Origin of the sequence: Variovorax sp. GrIS 2.14, assembly GCF_046115955.1 — a bacterium.
Lineage (GTDB): Bacteria > Pseudomonadota > Gammaproteobacteria > Burkholderiales > Burkholderiaceae_C > Variovorax.
In genome coordinates, this window is record NZ_JBJXIA010000020.1 from 46,812 (window position 1) to 61,735 (window position 14,924).

The following is a 14,924-nucleotide window of genomic DNA, read 5'->3' on the forward strand; positions in this document are numbered from 1 at the left end:
TGTTGCCTGAAGCGCCGCGTTCGGGTTTACAAGACGTCTTCGGCCAGCGCGCCCGAGAACCGGAGATGACTCTGCCGACGGAATTCACTCGGTGTCACGCCTTTGAGGGCAAGAAACTGGCGGTTGAAGTTCGCGACGTTGTTGAAGCCCGCGGCATAGCAGATCGACGTCACGTATCGATTGGTCTGCATCAACAGTTGGCAGGCATGCGTGACGCGCATCTGGTTCACATAGCCAGGAAAACTGGTGCCGGTGGAGCGCTTGAAGAGCCTGCCGAAGCGGCCCGTGTTCATGCCGAGTTCGGCTGCCACGATGGCGACGGTCAGCGGTGCCGCAGGATCGGTGGCGATGCGGGCAACCAGTCCCTGGATCGCTTGCAGATCGCAGTCGGTGGCGTCGTCGGAGTTGGCGCTCGACAGCAGGCGGTAGTCGGTGCACCCCGACAAATCGATGAGAAGGTCGCAAAAGAGTCGAAATCGCTTGAGGCCATGCGTCGCCTTGATGGCGAGCCAGCTTTGCTCCGCAGCTTCAGCCATGCCGAAGAACTCGATGCCGTGGCAGGCACGCTTGAGCATGCGTGCCGTCTCGTGCAGTTCTGGAAAAGTCTCGGCCCCCATCAAGATCGTGTCGGGTGAAAACTGGATCGCCAGATCGCGTCGTGCCACGCCGGCAGCAGGTGCGTCGAGCGAAATCCAGTTGTGCGGCAAGCCGGAGCCGCACAGCACCAGATGACCCGGCTCGAAGGTGCCGATCCAGTCGCCAACGAATGCTTTGCCGGATGTCGCGACGATCAGGTGCAGCTCGAAGACGTCGTGTGAATGCCATCGCGCCAAAGGCGTCGGAAAGCCGTGTTCGATGCATCGAACCAGGCCCGCTGCGCTCGGTACTTCGTAGCCCAGCTCAGGCAGCCTGGAGGATTCCAGTTCGATTTCAGGAAGGCGCTTTCGGGCGGGTCGCCGATGAGAAAATGGCATGTGTGCGTAGCCGCCCTGTTCAATGCAGTGATCACACCTTAAGCGTGTCGCGTGCAGCGCACCATGCGCTATGCCGCAGTTGGCGTGCCATATGTGCGAACGGGTCAGGTTGCCTAGACAGGTGCAGCCTAGACCTCTCACATGACAGGAAGGTACACGACCGCGCTGGTCGCAGGCCGGGTGCCGCCGTTTGCGCGAAAGGCGCAATGCGTGTTAAGCCGCGCGCGCCTCTCTGGTCAGTGCCCGCCCGGCATCACCATGCGATGGCGGAGCTGATCGGCCACCACCGCCACGATCAGCAATGCGCCGAGCACCACCATCTGCAGGTACGAGCCGACGCTGGCCAGGTTCATGCCGTTCTGAACCAGGCCGATGAAGATCGCGCCCATCACCACGTTGGGCACGCGGCCGATGCCGCCACGCAGGCTGACGCCGGCGATCACGCAGGCCGCGATCGACTCGAGCGCCACCGTGCCGCCCAGATTGGCTTCACCGGTTTCGACGCGGGCCGTGAGCAGCAGTCCGCTGACCGCCGCGAGGCCGGCGCACAGCAGATAGGCGACGAGCAAGACACGACGCGTGTCGATGCCCGAGAGCGCCGCCGCCTTGGCATTGCCACCGACCGCCAGCAGGTGCGTGCCGGTCGGCGTGCGGCCCATGAGGATGCCGATGCCGGCAACGCACACGGCCGTCACCAGAATCGGTATCGGGATGCCGAGCAGCGTGCCGAAGCCGAACAAGTCGCTGAACTCGCTCGGCAAGCCCGACACCGGCACGCCGCCCGTCAGGAACAGCGCGATGCCGAAGCCGATCGACTGCACGCCGAGCGTCACGATAAAAGGCGATACGCCGATGAAGGCAATGCCGATGCCGTTGACCAATCCGACCGTGAGGCCCGCGAGCATGCCGCACAGGCAGCCGACGATGACGACGACCCAGGTTGCGTCGGGCAACGCCACGCCCAGGCTTTGCATCGCCATCGCCGACACCACGGAGGTGATCGCCATGACGGTGCCGACCGACAGATCGAAACCACCGGTGACGAGCGCCAGCATCTGGCCGAGCGACACGAGGATGAGATAGACCGACTGGCGCAGCAGATTGACCAGGTTCTGGACGGTGAGGAACTGGTCCGACAGCGTACTGAACACGACGAAGGCGATCGCCAGCATGAAGGGCAACACACCCAGCCGCAGGAACATGCTGCGCAACATTCCAAGAACGCGGTGCGCAACGCCGGAGGCACGCGGGGTTGCCGCCGCGACGGCAGGACTCGGATTCATGACTTGCTTTCGTTGGAGCCGAAAAACAGATTGAGCACACGCGACTCGTTGATCGCTTCGCCCTGCAGCTCGCCGGCGATCTCGCCGCGGCACATCACATAGACGCGGTGGCTCAGGTGCAGCACCTCGGGCAAGTCCGACGAGATCACGACCACGGCCGCACCGCCCTCGCACAAGCTCTGGATCACCTTGTAGAGCGCGCTGCGCGTGCCGACATCGACACCGACCGTCGGCTCGTCGAAGACGTACAGGGCCGCCTCTCGCGTCATGCCCTTGCCGAAGAGCACCTTCTGCTGGTTGCCGCCCGAGAGCAGCGCGACCGGCCGGTCGAGGTTGCGCGGCGCCAGCTCGACCCGCGCTGCGGCCTCGGCCGAGAGCTTGCGAGCGAGCCGTTTGCGCAGCCAGCCGCCGTGGCCGCGCAGCGGGCCGCTCACCAGCGGCAGCGTGATGTTGGCGTGCGAGGTAAAGCCGAGCACCAGGCCTTCGGCCTTGCGGTCGGGCGGCAGATAGAAGAGGCCTTCGTCGAGCAGCTTGCGCACGGTGGCGCCGGTACGCTCCTGGCCTTTGAAAGTGACCTTGCCTTCGCTCACCGCATCGAGCCCGTAGATGGCGCGGAACAGTTCCGACTTGCCACAGCCCACGAGGCCGGCCAGCCCGACCACTTCGCCGCGGCGCACCACGAGGCTCGCATTGCGCACGCCGTTGGGCGAGCTCAGGCCTTCGACTTGCAGCACCACATCGCCTGGCCGGTTGGCGATGTGTGGATAGATCTGTTCGATGGCGCGGCCGCTCATCAGCTCGATGAGCTGGTCGGCGTTGGTCGCGGCGGCACCGACGGTCGTGATCTTCCGGCCGTCGCGCAGCACCGTGATGCGGTCGGCGATCTGCGCGATCTCCTGAATGCGATGCGAGATATAGACGATGCCCACGCCGCGGGCCTTGAGCCGCGCGACGAGCTCGAAGAGGCGCTGCGTTTCCTTGTCGGTGAGAGACGCGGTCGGCTCGTCGAGGATGAGTACGGAGACATCGCCGCGCAGGCCCTTGGCGATCTCGACCATCTGCTGCTGTGCGCGCGTGAGGCCTGACACCGGCGCGGTGGGATCGATCTCGAAACCGAGGTCGGCCAGCATGGTTTTCGCACGCTCGCGCACGGCGTTGCGGTCGAGCAGGCCGCCTTTGCGCGGCTCGTCGCCCAGGCTCAGGTTCTGTGCAACCGAGAGAGTCGGGATGAGCGAGAACTCCTGGAACACCGCACTGATGCCGAGTCGCCGCGCGTCGTGCACGTTCGAGAATTTGACGGGCTCGCCGTTCAGGCGAATCTCTCCACTCGTCGGCGTGTTGGCGCCGGCGAGTAATGAGATCAGCGTCGACTTGCCGGCACCGTTCTCGCCGAAGAGCACATGCACTTCGCCTGCGCGCAGCTCGAAGTCGACATCGTCGAGCGCGAGCACGCCGGGGTAGCGCTTGCTGAGCGCAACCGTCTGCAGCAGCGGGACGGCGGCACTCATCGCGCGGGTCACGAAGCCAGCGGAGCCGGGCTCACTTGACTTCGAACACCGGCTTGAAGCTGGCAGGCGGCAGGATGTCGTCGAGCTTCACTGTCTTGATGTTCGCGCTGTCCACCACGAAGATCTTCGGGCCGACATGCTTGGTCACTTCCTTGCCCTCGAGCAGGCGCACCGCCTGGTCGACCGCGACACGGCCCTGGATGACCATCGAGTCGGCCGGCGAGGCCACGATGCGGCCCTTCTGGATGCCTTCGTAGACGCCTGGCGTCATGTAGAACGAGAGCACCTTCACCTTCTTGTCGAGGTTGCGCGAACGCAGCACGCCGGTGGCGGCTTCGGCGGTGACCGCAGTGCCGGCCACGTAAGCGAGGTCGGGGTTGGCTTGCAGCACGTCTTCGACCAGCTTCGACTGGACTTCCTTGCCGGTGTCGCCGTACTTGGGGTCGAGCACCACCACGGCGCTGCCCTTGACCGCGTCCATGAAACCCTTGTTCGCGGCTTCGACCCAGCTGGCGCCGGCAGGGCCGGGGAACCAGCCGACCTTGACCGGGGGCGAGCCGGCCGGGTGCTTCTTGGCGAGGTATTCGCCGGTGCTCTGGCCCATCGTGTAGAACGAAACGAGCGACTTGGCCGAGATGTCCGGCGAGTTGATGCCGTTGACCAGGTCGATCACCGGCACCTTCTTGGCGGCCGTCGCCTTGATGACGTTGTTCAGGCCATCGCCCGAGATCGCGCCGATGATCACTGCGTTGGCGCCGCGTGAAACGCAGTCTTCGATCTGCGAGACCTGCTTGCTCAGGTTGGTGTAGCCGCCGGCGTCTGCCACCTGCAGCTTCACGCCCTGGCGCTTGGCTTCTTCGATGACGCCGTAGTCGACACCCAGCCAGTACGCATCTTTCATGTGCGGGAACGACACGCAGATATCCCACTTCTTCGAGGCCTTGGCCAGCGGCTTGTAGTCGATCGGCGACTTCTTGCCGTCGGCCGCGAAGGCCGGCTCGGTGGACTCGGCCTTGTAGGGAAACCAGTCTGCCGCCGAAGCGGTGCCGTGCCACATGGTGGCGGTGGCCATCAGGGAGCTGACGAGCAGCGAGACGCGCAGGGATGAACGGTTCATGGTGAATGCCTTGGGTGGATGAAAAGAAACGCTGGGAAAAAAGTGATTCAAGTGGCGAGCGCGGCACGCAAGCGGGCGAGTCTTTGCCGCTTTTCGGCACGGGCAGCCAGTGCGCCGGCCATGTCGACTTCGACGAAGCGGGCCTTGTGGTTGGGCTGCATCTGCGCGATCAGGTCCATGTCGGCGCTGATGACCGTGCCGACCATCGCGTAGCCGCCACCGGAGACGGCATCGCGGTGCAGGATGATCGGCTCGCGGCCGCCCGGCACCTGGATCGAGCCGTAGGGGTAGCCGGCGTCGACGATGTTCGAAGGGTCGGCGCCGGCACCGAACGGCGGCGTGCGTTCGACGAACTTCAGCGGCGTGCCGTTCTTGTAGCGGTAGCCGATGCGGTCGGCTTCCGAGCCCACGGTCCAGGTGTCGGCGAAGAAGCTCTGCATCGACACCTCCTGCAGCCGATGAAAGTACAAGCCCGGCAACACGCGCAGCTCGACCTCTTTGCCGAGCACAGGCACGAGTTCGGCTGGCGCACTCCTGCCGGCTCGCGCGGCGGATGCAGTGGACGCGGTGTAAGCGGTAGAAGAGGGCGCGCCGACCGGCAGCTTGTCGCCCGCCATGAGCTTGCGGCCATTGAAACCGCCGAAGGCGCCGAGGCCGTAGGTCGATCGGCTGCCGAGCACCATCGGCACATCGATGCCGCCGGCCACCGCGATGCACATGCGCGCGCCCAGCTTCATGAAGTCGAAGCTCAGCTTGTCGCCGGCCTGCACAGAGAAGCTTTCATTCCGCGGCACTTCGATGCCGTTGACCTTCACCTTGGCTTCTGCGCCGGTCACGGCCACCGTCGCCGGCGCATCGAACTGCAACTCGGGGCCGAGCAGCGTGCATTCGATGACGGCAGCACCCGCGTCGTTGCCGACCAGCAGGTTGGCGAGCAGCAGGCTCTGCTGGTCGAGCGCACCCGACAGCGGAATGCCGAGGTTGTAGTAGCCGGGGCGGCCGGCGTCTTGCACGCTGGTCGCGAGACCCGGCTTGAGCACGTCAATCGCCATGGAGCACCTTCAGCAGTTGTGTGTTGTAGCCGTTCGGGTCGGCGAGAAATTCCTTCAGCGAGAAGGACACCGGCACGATGCGCAGCGCGTAGGTGCCGGCTTCGACCTCGGCGATCTGTCGGTCGTATTCGACGCGGTCGATCGGCTTCCACTTGACGATGTCGCCCGGCTGAAAGAACACCATCAGGTCCTTGAAGTACGACAGCCGCTGGGCCGGGTCGAAGATCGGCGCCGGCGTCACGCCGAACATCTGGTAGCCGCCCGCGCCTCGCACCGAGTAGATGCAGCTGAAGCAGCCGCCGTGGCCCAGTGTGAGCTTGGGCGTGTCGGTGCGCGGACTCAGGTACTTGGGCACCTCGATCTGCTTTTCGCGCTCGACCATCTGGAACAGAAAAGGCAGGCCCGCGACGAAGCCGACCATCGACACGAACCAGGGTGCGCCGGAATGAGCCGCGATGAATTCGTCGACCGAGGCGTGGCCGTTAATGCGGGCTGCGTACTCGATGTCGGTGCTGGTTGGGTCCTGGTGCCGCTCCCTGAAACGCATCAAGGTTTCGTGTGTCCACGGGTCGTTGTAGAGCACCGGGATTTCGATGATGCGGGTCTGAAGTTGCAGGGCGCCATCGCCCAGGTCGGCCTCGATGGATTGCACCGTCGCCAGCAACGCATCGGGCGCGATCACGTCGGGGTCGAAGCGCACCAGCAGCGCCGCATTGGCGGGGCAAATCTCGGTCACGCCGGGCAGGGCGCGGCGCTGCAATTCGGTGCAGATCGCCATGCCCTTGAAGAAGGCGGCCAGCGACATCTCCTCGCTGATCTCGACGAAGAGGTGTTCGTCGCCACCGAAGGTGTAGCGGGCTTTGGCCGGGACAGCAGTGAAGTCCTTCATGTCGCTCATGCGTTTTCCTTCGTGGGCAGGGTGACGGTCAGGGTGACGGGCGGGGTGGCGGGTGTGGTGGCAGGTGGCACGGCGGGTTCCAACGGGTTCGCCGTCAGCCATGTTTCGAGAAAGCCGGTGTGGAACGCGGCCTCGGCCACGGCCGCTTCGTCGCACAGCGCGCGGTGCAGCGGAATGGTCGTGTGGATGCCTTCGACCTTGAGTTCACCGAGCGCGCGCCGCATGCGGGCCAACGCGCTGGCGCGGTTGGTGTCGTGCACGATCAGCTTGCCCAGTAGCGAGTCGTAGTAGGCCGGCACCTTGTACCCTTCGTACAGCATGCTGTCGAAGCGCACGCCGGGGCCGCCCGGCACGACCAGCTTCGACACCACGCCAGGGCTCGGCATGAAGTTCTTGGCCGCGTTCTCCGCATTGATGCGCACCTCGATGGCGGCACCCGTGAGGCGTATGTCCTCCTGCTTCAACCGCAACGGCTGGCCGAGCGCGATGCGCAGCATCTCTTTCACCAGATCGATGCCCGTGATCATCTCGGTGACCGGGTGTTCGACCTGGATGCGCGTGTTCATCTCGATGAAGAAGAACTCGCGGGTGTCGTCGTCGTACAGATATTCGAGCGTGCCGGCGCCGCGGTAAGACACCGCATTGGCAAGCCGCAAGGCCGACTCGCACAGCGCAGTGCGCGTGGCTTCGCTGATGGCCGCCGAGGGCGCTTCTTCCCAGACCTTTTGACGGCGGCGCTGCAGCGAGCATTCGCGCTCGAAGCAATGCACCACGCGCTGGCCATCGCCGAGGATCTGCACCTCGATGTGGCGCGCCTGGCGAACGAAACGCTCCAGGTACACCTCGCCGTTGCCGAAAGCGGCCTGTGCTTCGGCTGTGGCGGTGGTGAACTGTTGCCGCAGTTCTTCTGCGTCTTTTGCGACTCGGATGCCGCGACCACCGCCGCCAGCCGACGCCTTGATCATGATCGGGTAGCCGATGTCTTCGGCCAGCGCGATGGCGGCGTCGGCATCGGTCACCACGCCGACGCTGCCGGGGACCGTCGGCACGCCAGCCTTCATCGCAGCGGCGCGTGCTGCGGCCTTGTTGCCCATGGTGCGGATGGCGTGCGGCGTGGGGCCGACGAACACCAGGCCGGCGGTTTCCACGCGCTCGGCGAAGTCGGCGTTCTCGGATAGAAAACCATAGCCCGGATGCACCGCGCCGGCACCGCTGTCGGCCGCCGCCTGCATCACGGCATCGACGTCGAGGTAGCTCTTGATGGCGTGGGCCGGGCCAATGCGAACCGCCTCGTCGGCCATCTGCACATGGAGGCTGGTCGCGTCGGCATCGCTATAAACGGCGACTGTCTTGAGGCCCAGCTCTTTCGCGGCGCGAATGATGCGAACCGCGATCTCGCCGCGGTTGGCGATCAGCAGTTTGTCGAAGGCGGGTTCGATGGACACGGCTTTCATGTGGGTGCTGCTGGGTCCGTCAGTCTGCCTCGATGAGGGCCACCACCTGGCCGGGATCGACCGGGTCGCCGTTTTCGATGGCGTAGCTCTTCAGCGTGCCGGCCACTTCGGCCGTGACTTCACTGAACTGCTTCATCACCTCGACCAGGCCGAGCACGTCACCGATCGCGACCGCGTCGCCCGCCGCTTTGTAGGGCGGCGCATCGGGTGCGGACTGGCGATAGAAGGTGCCTGGCAACGGGCTCAGGACTTCGTGGGAAACGGACATCGGTAACTCCTGGGGGAAACTGAAATTCGGCTGGGAACTGCGCTCGATGCTCAGGTCAAACCCAGCTCGGCAATGCCTGCAACGCGGATATTTTTTTCGACCAGCAAGCTTCGCGTGGCGCGCACCAGCGCGAGCGCGCCGGGCGTGTCGCTGTGAATGCAGACCGAATCGAAGTCGATTGCAAGATCCTGACCATCGACCGTGCGCACCATGCCTTCCTCGCAGGCGCGGACCACCTTGCGGGCCACCGTGTCGGGGTCGAGCGCGCCGACGTGCCGGGTGAACACGATGGAACCACTCATGTCGTAGTCGCGGTCGGCATAGAACTCGCGCACCACCGGCTGACCGAGTTCGCGTGCCACCCGATAGGTCACCGATGCCTCCATGCAAAAGAGATACAGCTTGGGTTCGATGATCTGCAGGGCCGTGACCAGTGCGACCGACAGCGCCTCGTCGCGCGCCGCATGCATGTAGAGCGCGCCGTGCGGCTTGATGTGCTGCAAGTTCATGCCCGCAAGCCGCGCGAACTCGCGCAGCGCCCCGAGCTGGTAGACCATGTCGTTGACCAGCTCGTCGGCCGGCGCGTTGATGTGGCGCCGCCCGAACCCGACCAGATCGCGAAAGCCCGGATGGGCACCGATACCGACACCATTGTCCCGGGCCAGCAGCACCATCTTGCGCATGATGTTCGGGTCGCCCGCATGGAAGCCGGTGGCAATGTTGGCCGAGCTCACCAGCGGCATCAGCTGCTCGTCGACGCCGTCACCGATGGTCCATGGGCCGAAACCTTCGCCCATGTCGGAGTTCAGATCGATGAGCTTTTTCACTTGCGTTCGCCTTCGGTTCGGTGAGCACTCTGCCGGATGGGCTGTGGTGCGGAACGGAGATTAGCCAGCGCGCAGAGAGACCGAAAGCATTGTTTTCAGACGGTGCGATATCTAAAAAACAGATGCGGGTGCGGCAGGTATTCGAGGCTACGCTCGGGAGCGAGCGGTTGCGGGCTATCTGAATTTCGCGCTCGGAGCGGCCGTTGCCGCTTGTTCGCTGCCCAGGCTCCCCCTTGCAAGGTCACGCATGTCTCTCACTCTTCGCCAGCTCAGGTATTTTTCGGCCGTTGCCGAGGTCGGCCGCATCTCCCATGCGGCGCTTCAACTCAACATCTCGCAGTCGGCTGTGACCACTGCGATCCGCGAGCTGGAAGAACTGGTCGGCCAGCAGCTCTTCGAGCGCCATCCGCATGGCGTCGAACTCACGAAAGCAGGCCGGCGTTTCTTGGGTCACGCCTATTCTGTGCTGGCGGCAGCAGATGAAGCCGAGCGCATGCCGCACGACGGCGCACAGGTCGAAGGTTCTCTGACCGTCGCGGCAAGCTACACGGTGTTGGGCTATTTCTTGCCGCACCACCTGCAGCGCTTTGCGCAGCTGCATCCACAGGTCAACGTCAAGGTGCACGAGGTCGCGCGCGAAGCCATCGAAGAAGGGTTGATCACGCAACGCTACGACATGGGCGTGCTGCTCACGTCGAACGTGGTGTTGAGCGAGCTGTCGCTGGAGACCTTCTTTGGATCGCAACGCCGGCTATGGGTGCCGGCCAAGCACCCGCTGCTCGACAAGGCCGAGGTCACGCTCGCTGATCTGGTGGCCGAGCCGTACATCATGCTCACCGTCGACGAGGCGGCCGCCACCACCCTCAAGTACTGGAGCAAGACGCCGCACCAGCCGGCCGTGCGCATGCGCACGAGCTCGGTCGAAGCGGTGCGCAGCACCGTCGCCAACGGCCTGGGCGTGACCATTCTGTCGGACATGGTCTACCGGCCCTGGTCACTGGAAGGCAAGCGCATCGAGACGATCAACCTGCGCGACGCTGTGCCGACGATGAATATCGGCCTGGGGTGGAAGCAGGGGACCGAGTCAACGCCGGCAATGACGGCGTTTCGCGATTACTTCAGGCAGCTGTTCCAGGATCCGACTTCGGTGCGGGCGGGGCGCGGGCGGCTGTGAAGGATTGGGTGATCGGCCGAGCGGGCGCCAGGAAAACACCCGTTGCTTGCTGGCTTTCTCGATTCATGGCAAAAACTCGGTTTTGACGTGATTCAAATAAGGTGACCAACCGTGTGTGATCTGAACGACCAGGAAGAGCTTAAGAAATACACTCGCCGCGACTTCGGTACGTGGGCCGCATCCGCCGGCCTGCTGACCGCGCTGCCCGCCGTGGCCAACGCTGCGGCGGTGGCCGAGCGCGAGGTGACCATCACTACTGCAGACGGCAGCTGCGACGCTTACTTCGTCGCGCCCACGTCCGGCCCTGCACCCGGCGTGCTGGTATGGCCCGACGTGTTCGGTCTTCGCCCCGCCTTCAGGCAGATGGGCCGGCGGTTGGCCGAATCGGGCTATAGCGTACTGGTGGTGAACCCCTTCTACCGGCAGATGAAAGCGCCGACCGCAGCGCAGGGCGGCCAGACGCCAATCGCCCAGGTGATGCCGTTGATGCAGGCCCTGACGCCAGCCATGCATCTGAGCGACGGCAAGGCCTTCGTGGCCTGGCTCGATGCCCAATCCGAGGTAGACAAGGCTCGCAAATTGGGCACGACCGGTTATTGCATGGGCGGCCCGATCGCGGTGCGCACTGCCTCCGTGGCGCCCGGCCGCGTGGGCGCCGTCGGAACCTTCCACGGCGCTGCGATGGTGACGGCAGGACCCGACAGCCCGCATCGCCTGGTCGCCCAGACGCAGGCCCAATACCTGATTGCAGTGGCCCAGAGCGACGACGCCAAAGATCCCGAAGCCAAGGCCAGCTTGCGCGCCGCTTTCGACATCGCCAAGCTGCAGGCCGAGGTGGAGGTGTACCCGGCGGCCCACGGCTGGTGCCCGCCCGATACACAGGTCTACGACGCCGCCCAATCCGAGCGCGCCTGGGCGCGCCTGCTGGCGACATTCGGCAAGGCGCTGGCCTGATTGCGGTAGCCGGGTGACGAGCTCAGGAGGGCTCGCTGTTCCAAAGCCGAACGACCACTTGAGGCGTTCGAAACCGTCCCGCGGAACACCCAGCGGGGCACCGGTACTTGCCCTGACTGGGTCTTCACGACGTGCGTTCGCCGAGTCGGAAGTGTTGCGGGACTGCTGACTCGCCCGGGCCAAATGGCCCAGCTTCAGGCTGCACCACGTCATACGACACCTTGTCCGACAAGGAGGTCAGCGGTTGTCACCTTCCGCCTGCAGGAGGGTCGGGCTAGCGTCGACACACGCGTGTGACGTGGCTAGTAGCGCTGCCATGGTTACCTGACACAACATCTCGCGCCGCCCCGCGTGACAACTGCGCCCGGCGGCTTCACCCCCCGACAAGGAGAAGACATGAAAATTCTGATGGTCTTGAGCTCGCACGACAAGCTGGGTGACACCGGCCGCAAGACCGGTTTCTGGCTTGAAGAGTTCGCTGCGCCGTACTACGTTTTCACCGACGCTGGCGCGCAGGTCACGCTCGTTTCGCCCAAGGGTGGGCAGCCGCCGCTGGACCCGAAGAGCGACGAGCCCGACGCGCAGACCGACGCGACGCGGCGCTTCAAGGCCGACCATGCGGCTCAGTCTGCGCTGGCGCACACCGACAAGCTCGCTGATGTCTCGGAGGAGGGCTTTGATGCCGTCTTCTACCCGGGTGGTCATGGCCCCTTGTGGGACCTGGCGGAGGACAAGAACTCGATCCACCTGATTGAGGCGACGATCGCCGCCGGCAAGCCGGTGGCCGCCGTCTGCCACGCGCCGGCAGTGCTGCGCCATGTCCGTGGGGCGGACGGCTCGCCTCTGGTCAAGGGCCGCAAGGTCACCGGCTTCACCAACAGCGAAGAGGCGGCAGTGCAGTTGAGCGCCATCGTGCCTTTTCTCGTCGAGGACATGCTGATCGAGAAGGGCGGCCACTACAGCAAGGCGGCCGACTGGCAGCCGCATGTGGTGCGCGATGGGCTGCTGATCACCGGGCAGAACCCGGCTTCGTCCGAAGCCGCAGCCGTCGCGCTGCTGGATCAGCTCAAGCAGCGCTGACGACAAAAGGGCACGCGGCCAACGCCGCGGCCTCCCGCCATTCACACCACAGAAAGCATCGCATGGCTTACCAGACCACGAATCCCTATAATGGACAGGTTGGCAAGATCTTCGACGAGATCAGTGACGCACAACTCGAGGCGAGCATCAGGGCCGCCGACGACTGCTTCCGCAACCACTGGCGCAAGACGAGCTTCGAGGAGCGCAAGGCGATCCTCAAGCGCGCGGCAAGCATCATGCGTGAACGCTCGCAGGGCTTCGCAGAGTTGATCAGCCTGGAGATGGGCAAGCTGATCGCGCAGAGCCAGGGCGAGGTCGCGCTGTGCGCGGCCATCCTCGATTACTACGCCGATCACGCCGAGGCCTTCCTGGCGCCCGAGCGGCTGGCGTCGAGCCGGGGCGAGGCGATGGTCGAGAGCAGCCCGCTGGGCGTCCTCTTCGGTGTGGAGCCCTGGAATTTTCCGTACTACCAGCTGGTGCGCTTCGCGGCGCCCAACCTGATGGCCGGCAATGTCGTGCTGGTCAAGCATGCGTCCAACGTGCCGCAGTGCGCACTGGCCTTCGAAGGGTTGCTGTCGGACGCCGGCGCACCCCCCGGCGCCTACACCAACCTGTTCGTCTCCAAGGATCAGATCGGCCGCATCATCGACGACGACCGTGTGCGCGGCGTCGCGCTGACCGGCAGCGAAGGCGCGGGGGCGGTGGTCGCGGCCCGAGCAGGCAAGAACCTGAAGAAGACCACGCTGGAACTCGGTGGCAGCGACGCCTTCATCGTGTTGGACGATGCAGACCTCGAAAAGGCCGTCAAACATGCCGTCAGCGGCCGCATGGGCAATGCGGGGCAGGCCTGCACAGCGTCCAAGCGCATCATCGTCGTCGAGTCGCTGGCCGACCGATTCCTGGAAAAATTCCAGGCTGCGATGGCCGGCTTCAAGCCGGGTGACCCGATGGACAAGGAGACCACGCTGGCACCGCTGTCGTCGTCGCAGGCGCTGAAGACTCTGCTCGGCCAGGTCGAAGAAGCGGTCGGCCGGGGCGCACGCCTGCTGATGGGCGGCAGGCGCATCGACGGCGAGCGCGGCGAGTTCATGCAGCCGACGATCCTGACCGATATCGCACCCGACAACCCTGCGTATCACCAGGAGTTCTTCGGTCCGGTGGCGCTGTTCTTCCGTGTCCCCGACGAAGATGCCGCAGTCAAGCTGGCCAACGACTCGCCCTTCGGGCTGGGCGGTTCGGTCTTCACGAGCGACATCGAGCGCGGTCGAGCCGTCGCTCGGCGCATCGACACCGGCATGGTCTTCATCAACTCCAGCGCCGTCTCATCGCCCGAACTGCCGTTCGGCGGTGTGAAGAACTCGGGTTACGGCCGGGAATTGTCGAGTGCCGGCATCCAGGAATTCGTCAACAAGAAGCTGATCCGCGTCGCCTGAGTCTCATCGCCGCATGGCGGCCGCATCGCTTTTGCACTGCGCGGGCGTATGGCAAGACGCGCACCAAGCGGCAGAATTTCCTTGTTTCACGCTTGTCACGGAACCGCGACAGGAACCGCGACAGGAACCGCCCGGGACGGCCTCGCCTCAGACCCAACCTTGGCGCCACAGGGTGGCGTCGGTCAGTTCGCGCCATTGCAGCAGATACACCTGCTTGGAATGCACGGCCTCCAGTTCGACCTGCTCGACGCGTATCGACGGCGGCTCGGGCTCGATAACCCGCAGCACCACGAAATGCTTCTCGCGATTGCGCGGCGTCATCGCCGTCCACTTTGTCAGCAAAAGCTTTTTCGGGCTGAGCGGGTTCTTTCGCGTGCAGTGTTTGGGCGCTGGCGCTACCGCTCCGGGTTCAGGAATCGATCTCATAGCGGGTGATGATGCGCCACGGTCAGTCCTGCGGCAGCGCCAGTTCGATCTATTCACAAGCAGCCATTCGATCGGCCGGCAGTTCCGGACCCTTCGCCGCCAGCAAAGCCTGCATTCACCTCAATTCAATCGGCATATCCTGGGTTGACCCGGTCCAGGACCCGCATCATCGCCGCGAAGTAAAGCTGCTCGCGCTCCGAGCGTGAGTGGCTGTCCTTCGGGTTGGGCGTGTCGACCCGTTTCACCAACTCCTCGGACAGCAGTGCCAGGGGTCGGCCGGTCGACAGGGCCAACACCTGCGCCTTGCAGACCTTCTCGAGCTTGTAGAGACGTCGATAGGCTTGGGCGACCGTCTCTCCAATGACCAGCACGCCGTGATTCTTCATGAAGAGGATCTGCTTGTCGCCCAGGATCGCAGCGAGGCGCTCGCCCTCACTCAACTCCGCCGCCAAGCCCGTGTAGCCGTCGTCGTAGGC

Annotated in this window: 15 protein-coding genes; 4 read left to right on the forward strand and 11 right to left on the reverse strand. The window is 64.8% G+C overall.

What is annotated here, in order from left to right; translation table 11 throughout:
- Nucleotides 1-26: 26 nt before the first annotated feature.
- From RCH10_RS23015 to RCH10_RS23055, 9 genes are all read right to left on the reverse strand, one after another.
- Nucleotides 27-974, reverse strand: a complete 948-nt coding sequence (locus RCH10_RS23015; protein WP_409054230.1) for an AraC family transcriptional regulator — start codon at nucleotides 972-974, stop codon at nucleotides 27-29.
- Nucleotides 975-1,210: 236 nt separating this feature from the next.
- A complete protein-coding gene (locus RCH10_RS23020; protein WP_323497496.1) occupies nucleotides 1,211-2,257 on the reverse strand; it encodes an ABC transporter permease in 1,047 nt (348 codons plus the stop codon).
- Nucleotides 2,254-3,765: a sugar ABC transporter ATP-binding protein gene (locus RCH10_RS23025; protein WP_409054231.1), complete on the reverse strand. Its 1,512-nt coding sequence runs from the start codon at nucleotides 3,763-3,765 to the stop codon at nucleotides 2,254-2,256. The genes RCH10_RS23020 and RCH10_RS23025 overlap by 4 nt, the downstream gene beginning before the upstream one ends.
- Before the next feature lie 31 nt (nucleotides 3,766-3,796).
- A complete protein-coding gene (torT, locus tag RCH10_RS23030; RefSeq protein WP_409054232.1) occupies nucleotides 3,797-4,882 on the reverse strand; it encodes a TMAO reductase system periplasmic protein TorT in 1,086 nt (361 codons plus the stop codon).
- A gap of 47 nt (nucleotides 4,883-4,929) precedes the next feature.
- A complete protein-coding gene (locus RCH10_RS23035) occupies nucleotides 4,930-5,934 on the reverse strand; it encodes a biotin-dependent carboxyltransferase family protein (RefSeq protein ID WP_409054233.1) in 1,005 nt (334 codons plus the stop codon).
- Nucleotides 5,924-6,823, reverse strand: coding sequence for a 5-oxoprolinase subunit B family protein (locus RCH10_RS23040; protein WP_409054242.1), 900 nt, complete (start codon nucleotides 6,821-6,823; stop codon nucleotides 5,924-5,926). Before RCH10_RS23040 ends, RCH10_RS23035 begins: the two co-directional genes overlap by 11 nt.
- Nucleotides 6,824-6,828: 5 nt before the next feature.
- The gene (locus RCH10_RS23045; protein ID WP_409054234.1) at nucleotides 6,829-8,286 is read right to left on the reverse strand and encodes an acetyl-CoA carboxylase biotin carboxylase subunit; all 1,458 of its coding nucleotides are present in this window, start codon (nucleotides 8,284-8,286) and stop codon (nucleotides 6,829-6,831) included.
- A 19-nt stretch (nucleotides 8,287-8,305) separates the two neighbouring features.
- Complete coding sequence (locus RCH10_RS23050) at nucleotides 8,306-8,554, reverse strand: acetyl-CoA carboxylase (RefSeq protein ID WP_409054235.1); 249 nt, start codon at nucleotides 8,552-8,554, stop codon at nucleotides 8,306-8,308.
- A 50-nt stretch (nucleotides 8,555-8,604) separates the two neighbouring features.
- Complete coding sequence (locus RCH10_RS23055; RefSeq protein ID WP_409054236.1) at nucleotides 8,605-9,381, reverse strand: 5-oxoprolinase subunit PxpA; 777 nt, start codon at nucleotides 9,379-9,381, stop codon at nucleotides 8,605-8,607.
- A gap of 247 nt (nucleotides 9,382-9,628) precedes the next feature.
- Here RCH10_RS23055 and RCH10_RS23060 point away from each other — a divergent pair, with 247 nt between their 5' ends.
- From RCH10_RS23060 to RCH10_RS23075, 4 genes are all read left to right on the forward strand, one after another.
- Nucleotides 9,629-10,555 carry a LysR family transcriptional regulator gene (locus RCH10_RS23060; protein WP_323497505.1) on the forward strand — a complete coding sequence of 309 codons (927 nt, stop codon included), beginning with the start codon at nucleotides 9,629-9,631 and terminating at the stop codon, nucleotides 10,553-10,555.
- 111 nt (nucleotides 10,556-10,666) lie between these two features.
- On the forward strand, nucleotides 10,667-11,509 hold the full coding sequence (locus RCH10_RS23065; protein ID WP_409054237.1) for a dienelactone hydrolase family protein: 843 nt from the start codon (nucleotides 10,667-10,669) through the stop codon (nucleotides 11,507-11,509).
- Between the two features lie 396 nt (nucleotides 11,510-11,905).
- Nucleotides 11,906-12,589 carry a type 1 glutamine amidotransferase domain-containing protein gene (locus RCH10_RS23070; protein WP_409054238.1) on the forward strand — a complete coding sequence of 228 codons (684 nt, stop codon included), beginning with the start codon at nucleotides 11,906-11,908 and terminating at the stop codon, nucleotides 12,587-12,589.
- 62 nt (nucleotides 12,590-12,651) lie between these two features.
- Entirely contained in the window at nucleotides 12,652-14,022 is a 1,371-nt protein-coding gene (locus RCH10_RS23075) for an NAD-dependent succinate-semialdehyde dehydrogenase (RefSeq protein WP_409054239.1), read from the forward strand.
- A gap of 147 nt (nucleotides 14,023-14,169) precedes the next feature.
- Here the strand turns inward: RCH10_RS23075 and RCH10_RS23080 are convergent, their stop codons facing one another.
- Nucleotides 14,170-14,448 (reverse strand): TIGR02450 family Trp-rich protein, encoded by a 279-nt coding sequence (locus RCH10_RS23080; RefSeq protein ID WP_409054240.1) that lies wholly within the window; start codon nucleotides 14,446-14,448, stop codon nucleotides 14,170-14,172.
- A gap of 125 nt (nucleotides 14,449-14,573) precedes the next feature.
- Nucleotides 14,574-14,924: class II aldolase/adducin family protein (locus RCH10_RS23085; protein ID WP_409054241.1), on the reverse strand; the 351-nt coding region annotated here is incomplete at its 5' end.

What these genes read in the sequence shown, in the direction of transcription:
- RCH10_RS23015 (WP_409054230.1), bottom strand. Translation starts at nt 974, where the DNA reads ATGCCATTTTCTCATCGGCGACCCGCCCGAAAGCGCCTTCCTGAAATC.
- RCH10_RS23020 (WP_323497496.1), bottom strand. Translation starts at nt 2,257, where the DNA reads ATGAATCCGAGTCCTGCCGTCGCGGCGGCAACCCCGCGTGCCTCCGGC.
- RCH10_RS23025 (WP_409054231.1), bottom strand. Translation starts at nt 3,765, where the DNA reads ATGAGTGCCGCCGTCCCGCTGCTGCAGACGGTTGCGCTCAGCAAGCGC.
- torT (WP_409054232.1), bottom strand. Translation starts at nt 4,882, where the DNA reads ATGAACCGTTCATCCCTGCGCGTCTCGCTGCTCGTCAGCTCCCTGATG.
- RCH10_RS23035 (WP_409054233.1), bottom strand. Translation starts at nt 5,934, where the DNA reads ATGGCGATTGACGTGCTCAAGCCGGGTCTCGCGACCAGCGTGCAAGAC.
- RCH10_RS23040 (WP_409054242.1), bottom strand. Translation starts at nt 6,823, where the DNA reads ATGAAGGACTTCACTGCTGTCCCGGCCAAAGCCCGCTACACCTTCGGT.
- RCH10_RS23045 (WP_409054234.1), bottom strand. Translation starts at nt 8,286, where the DNA reads ATGAAAGCCGTGTCCATCGAACCCGCCTTCGACAAACTGCTGATCGCC.
- RCH10_RS23050 (WP_409054235.1), bottom strand. Translation starts at nt 8,554, where the DNA reads ATGTCCGTTTCCCACGAAGTCCTGAGCCCGTTGCCAGGCACCTTCTAT.
- RCH10_RS23060 (WP_323497505.1), top strand. Translation starts at nt 9,629, where the DNA reads ATGTCTCTCACTCTTCGCCAGCTCAGGTATTTTTCGGCCGTTGCCGAG.
- RCH10_RS23070 (WP_409054238.1), top strand. Translation starts at nt 11,906, where the DNA reads ATGAAAATTCTGATGGTCTTGAGCTCGCACGACAAGCTGGGTGACACC.
- RCH10_RS23075 (WP_409054239.1), top strand. Translation starts at nt 12,652, where the DNA reads ATGGCTTACCAGACCACGAATCCCTATAATGGACAGGTTGGCAAGATC.
- RCH10_RS23080 (WP_409054240.1), bottom strand. Translation starts at nt 14,448, where the DNA reads ATGAGATCGATTCCTGAACCCGGAGCGGTAGCGCCAGCGCCCAAACAC.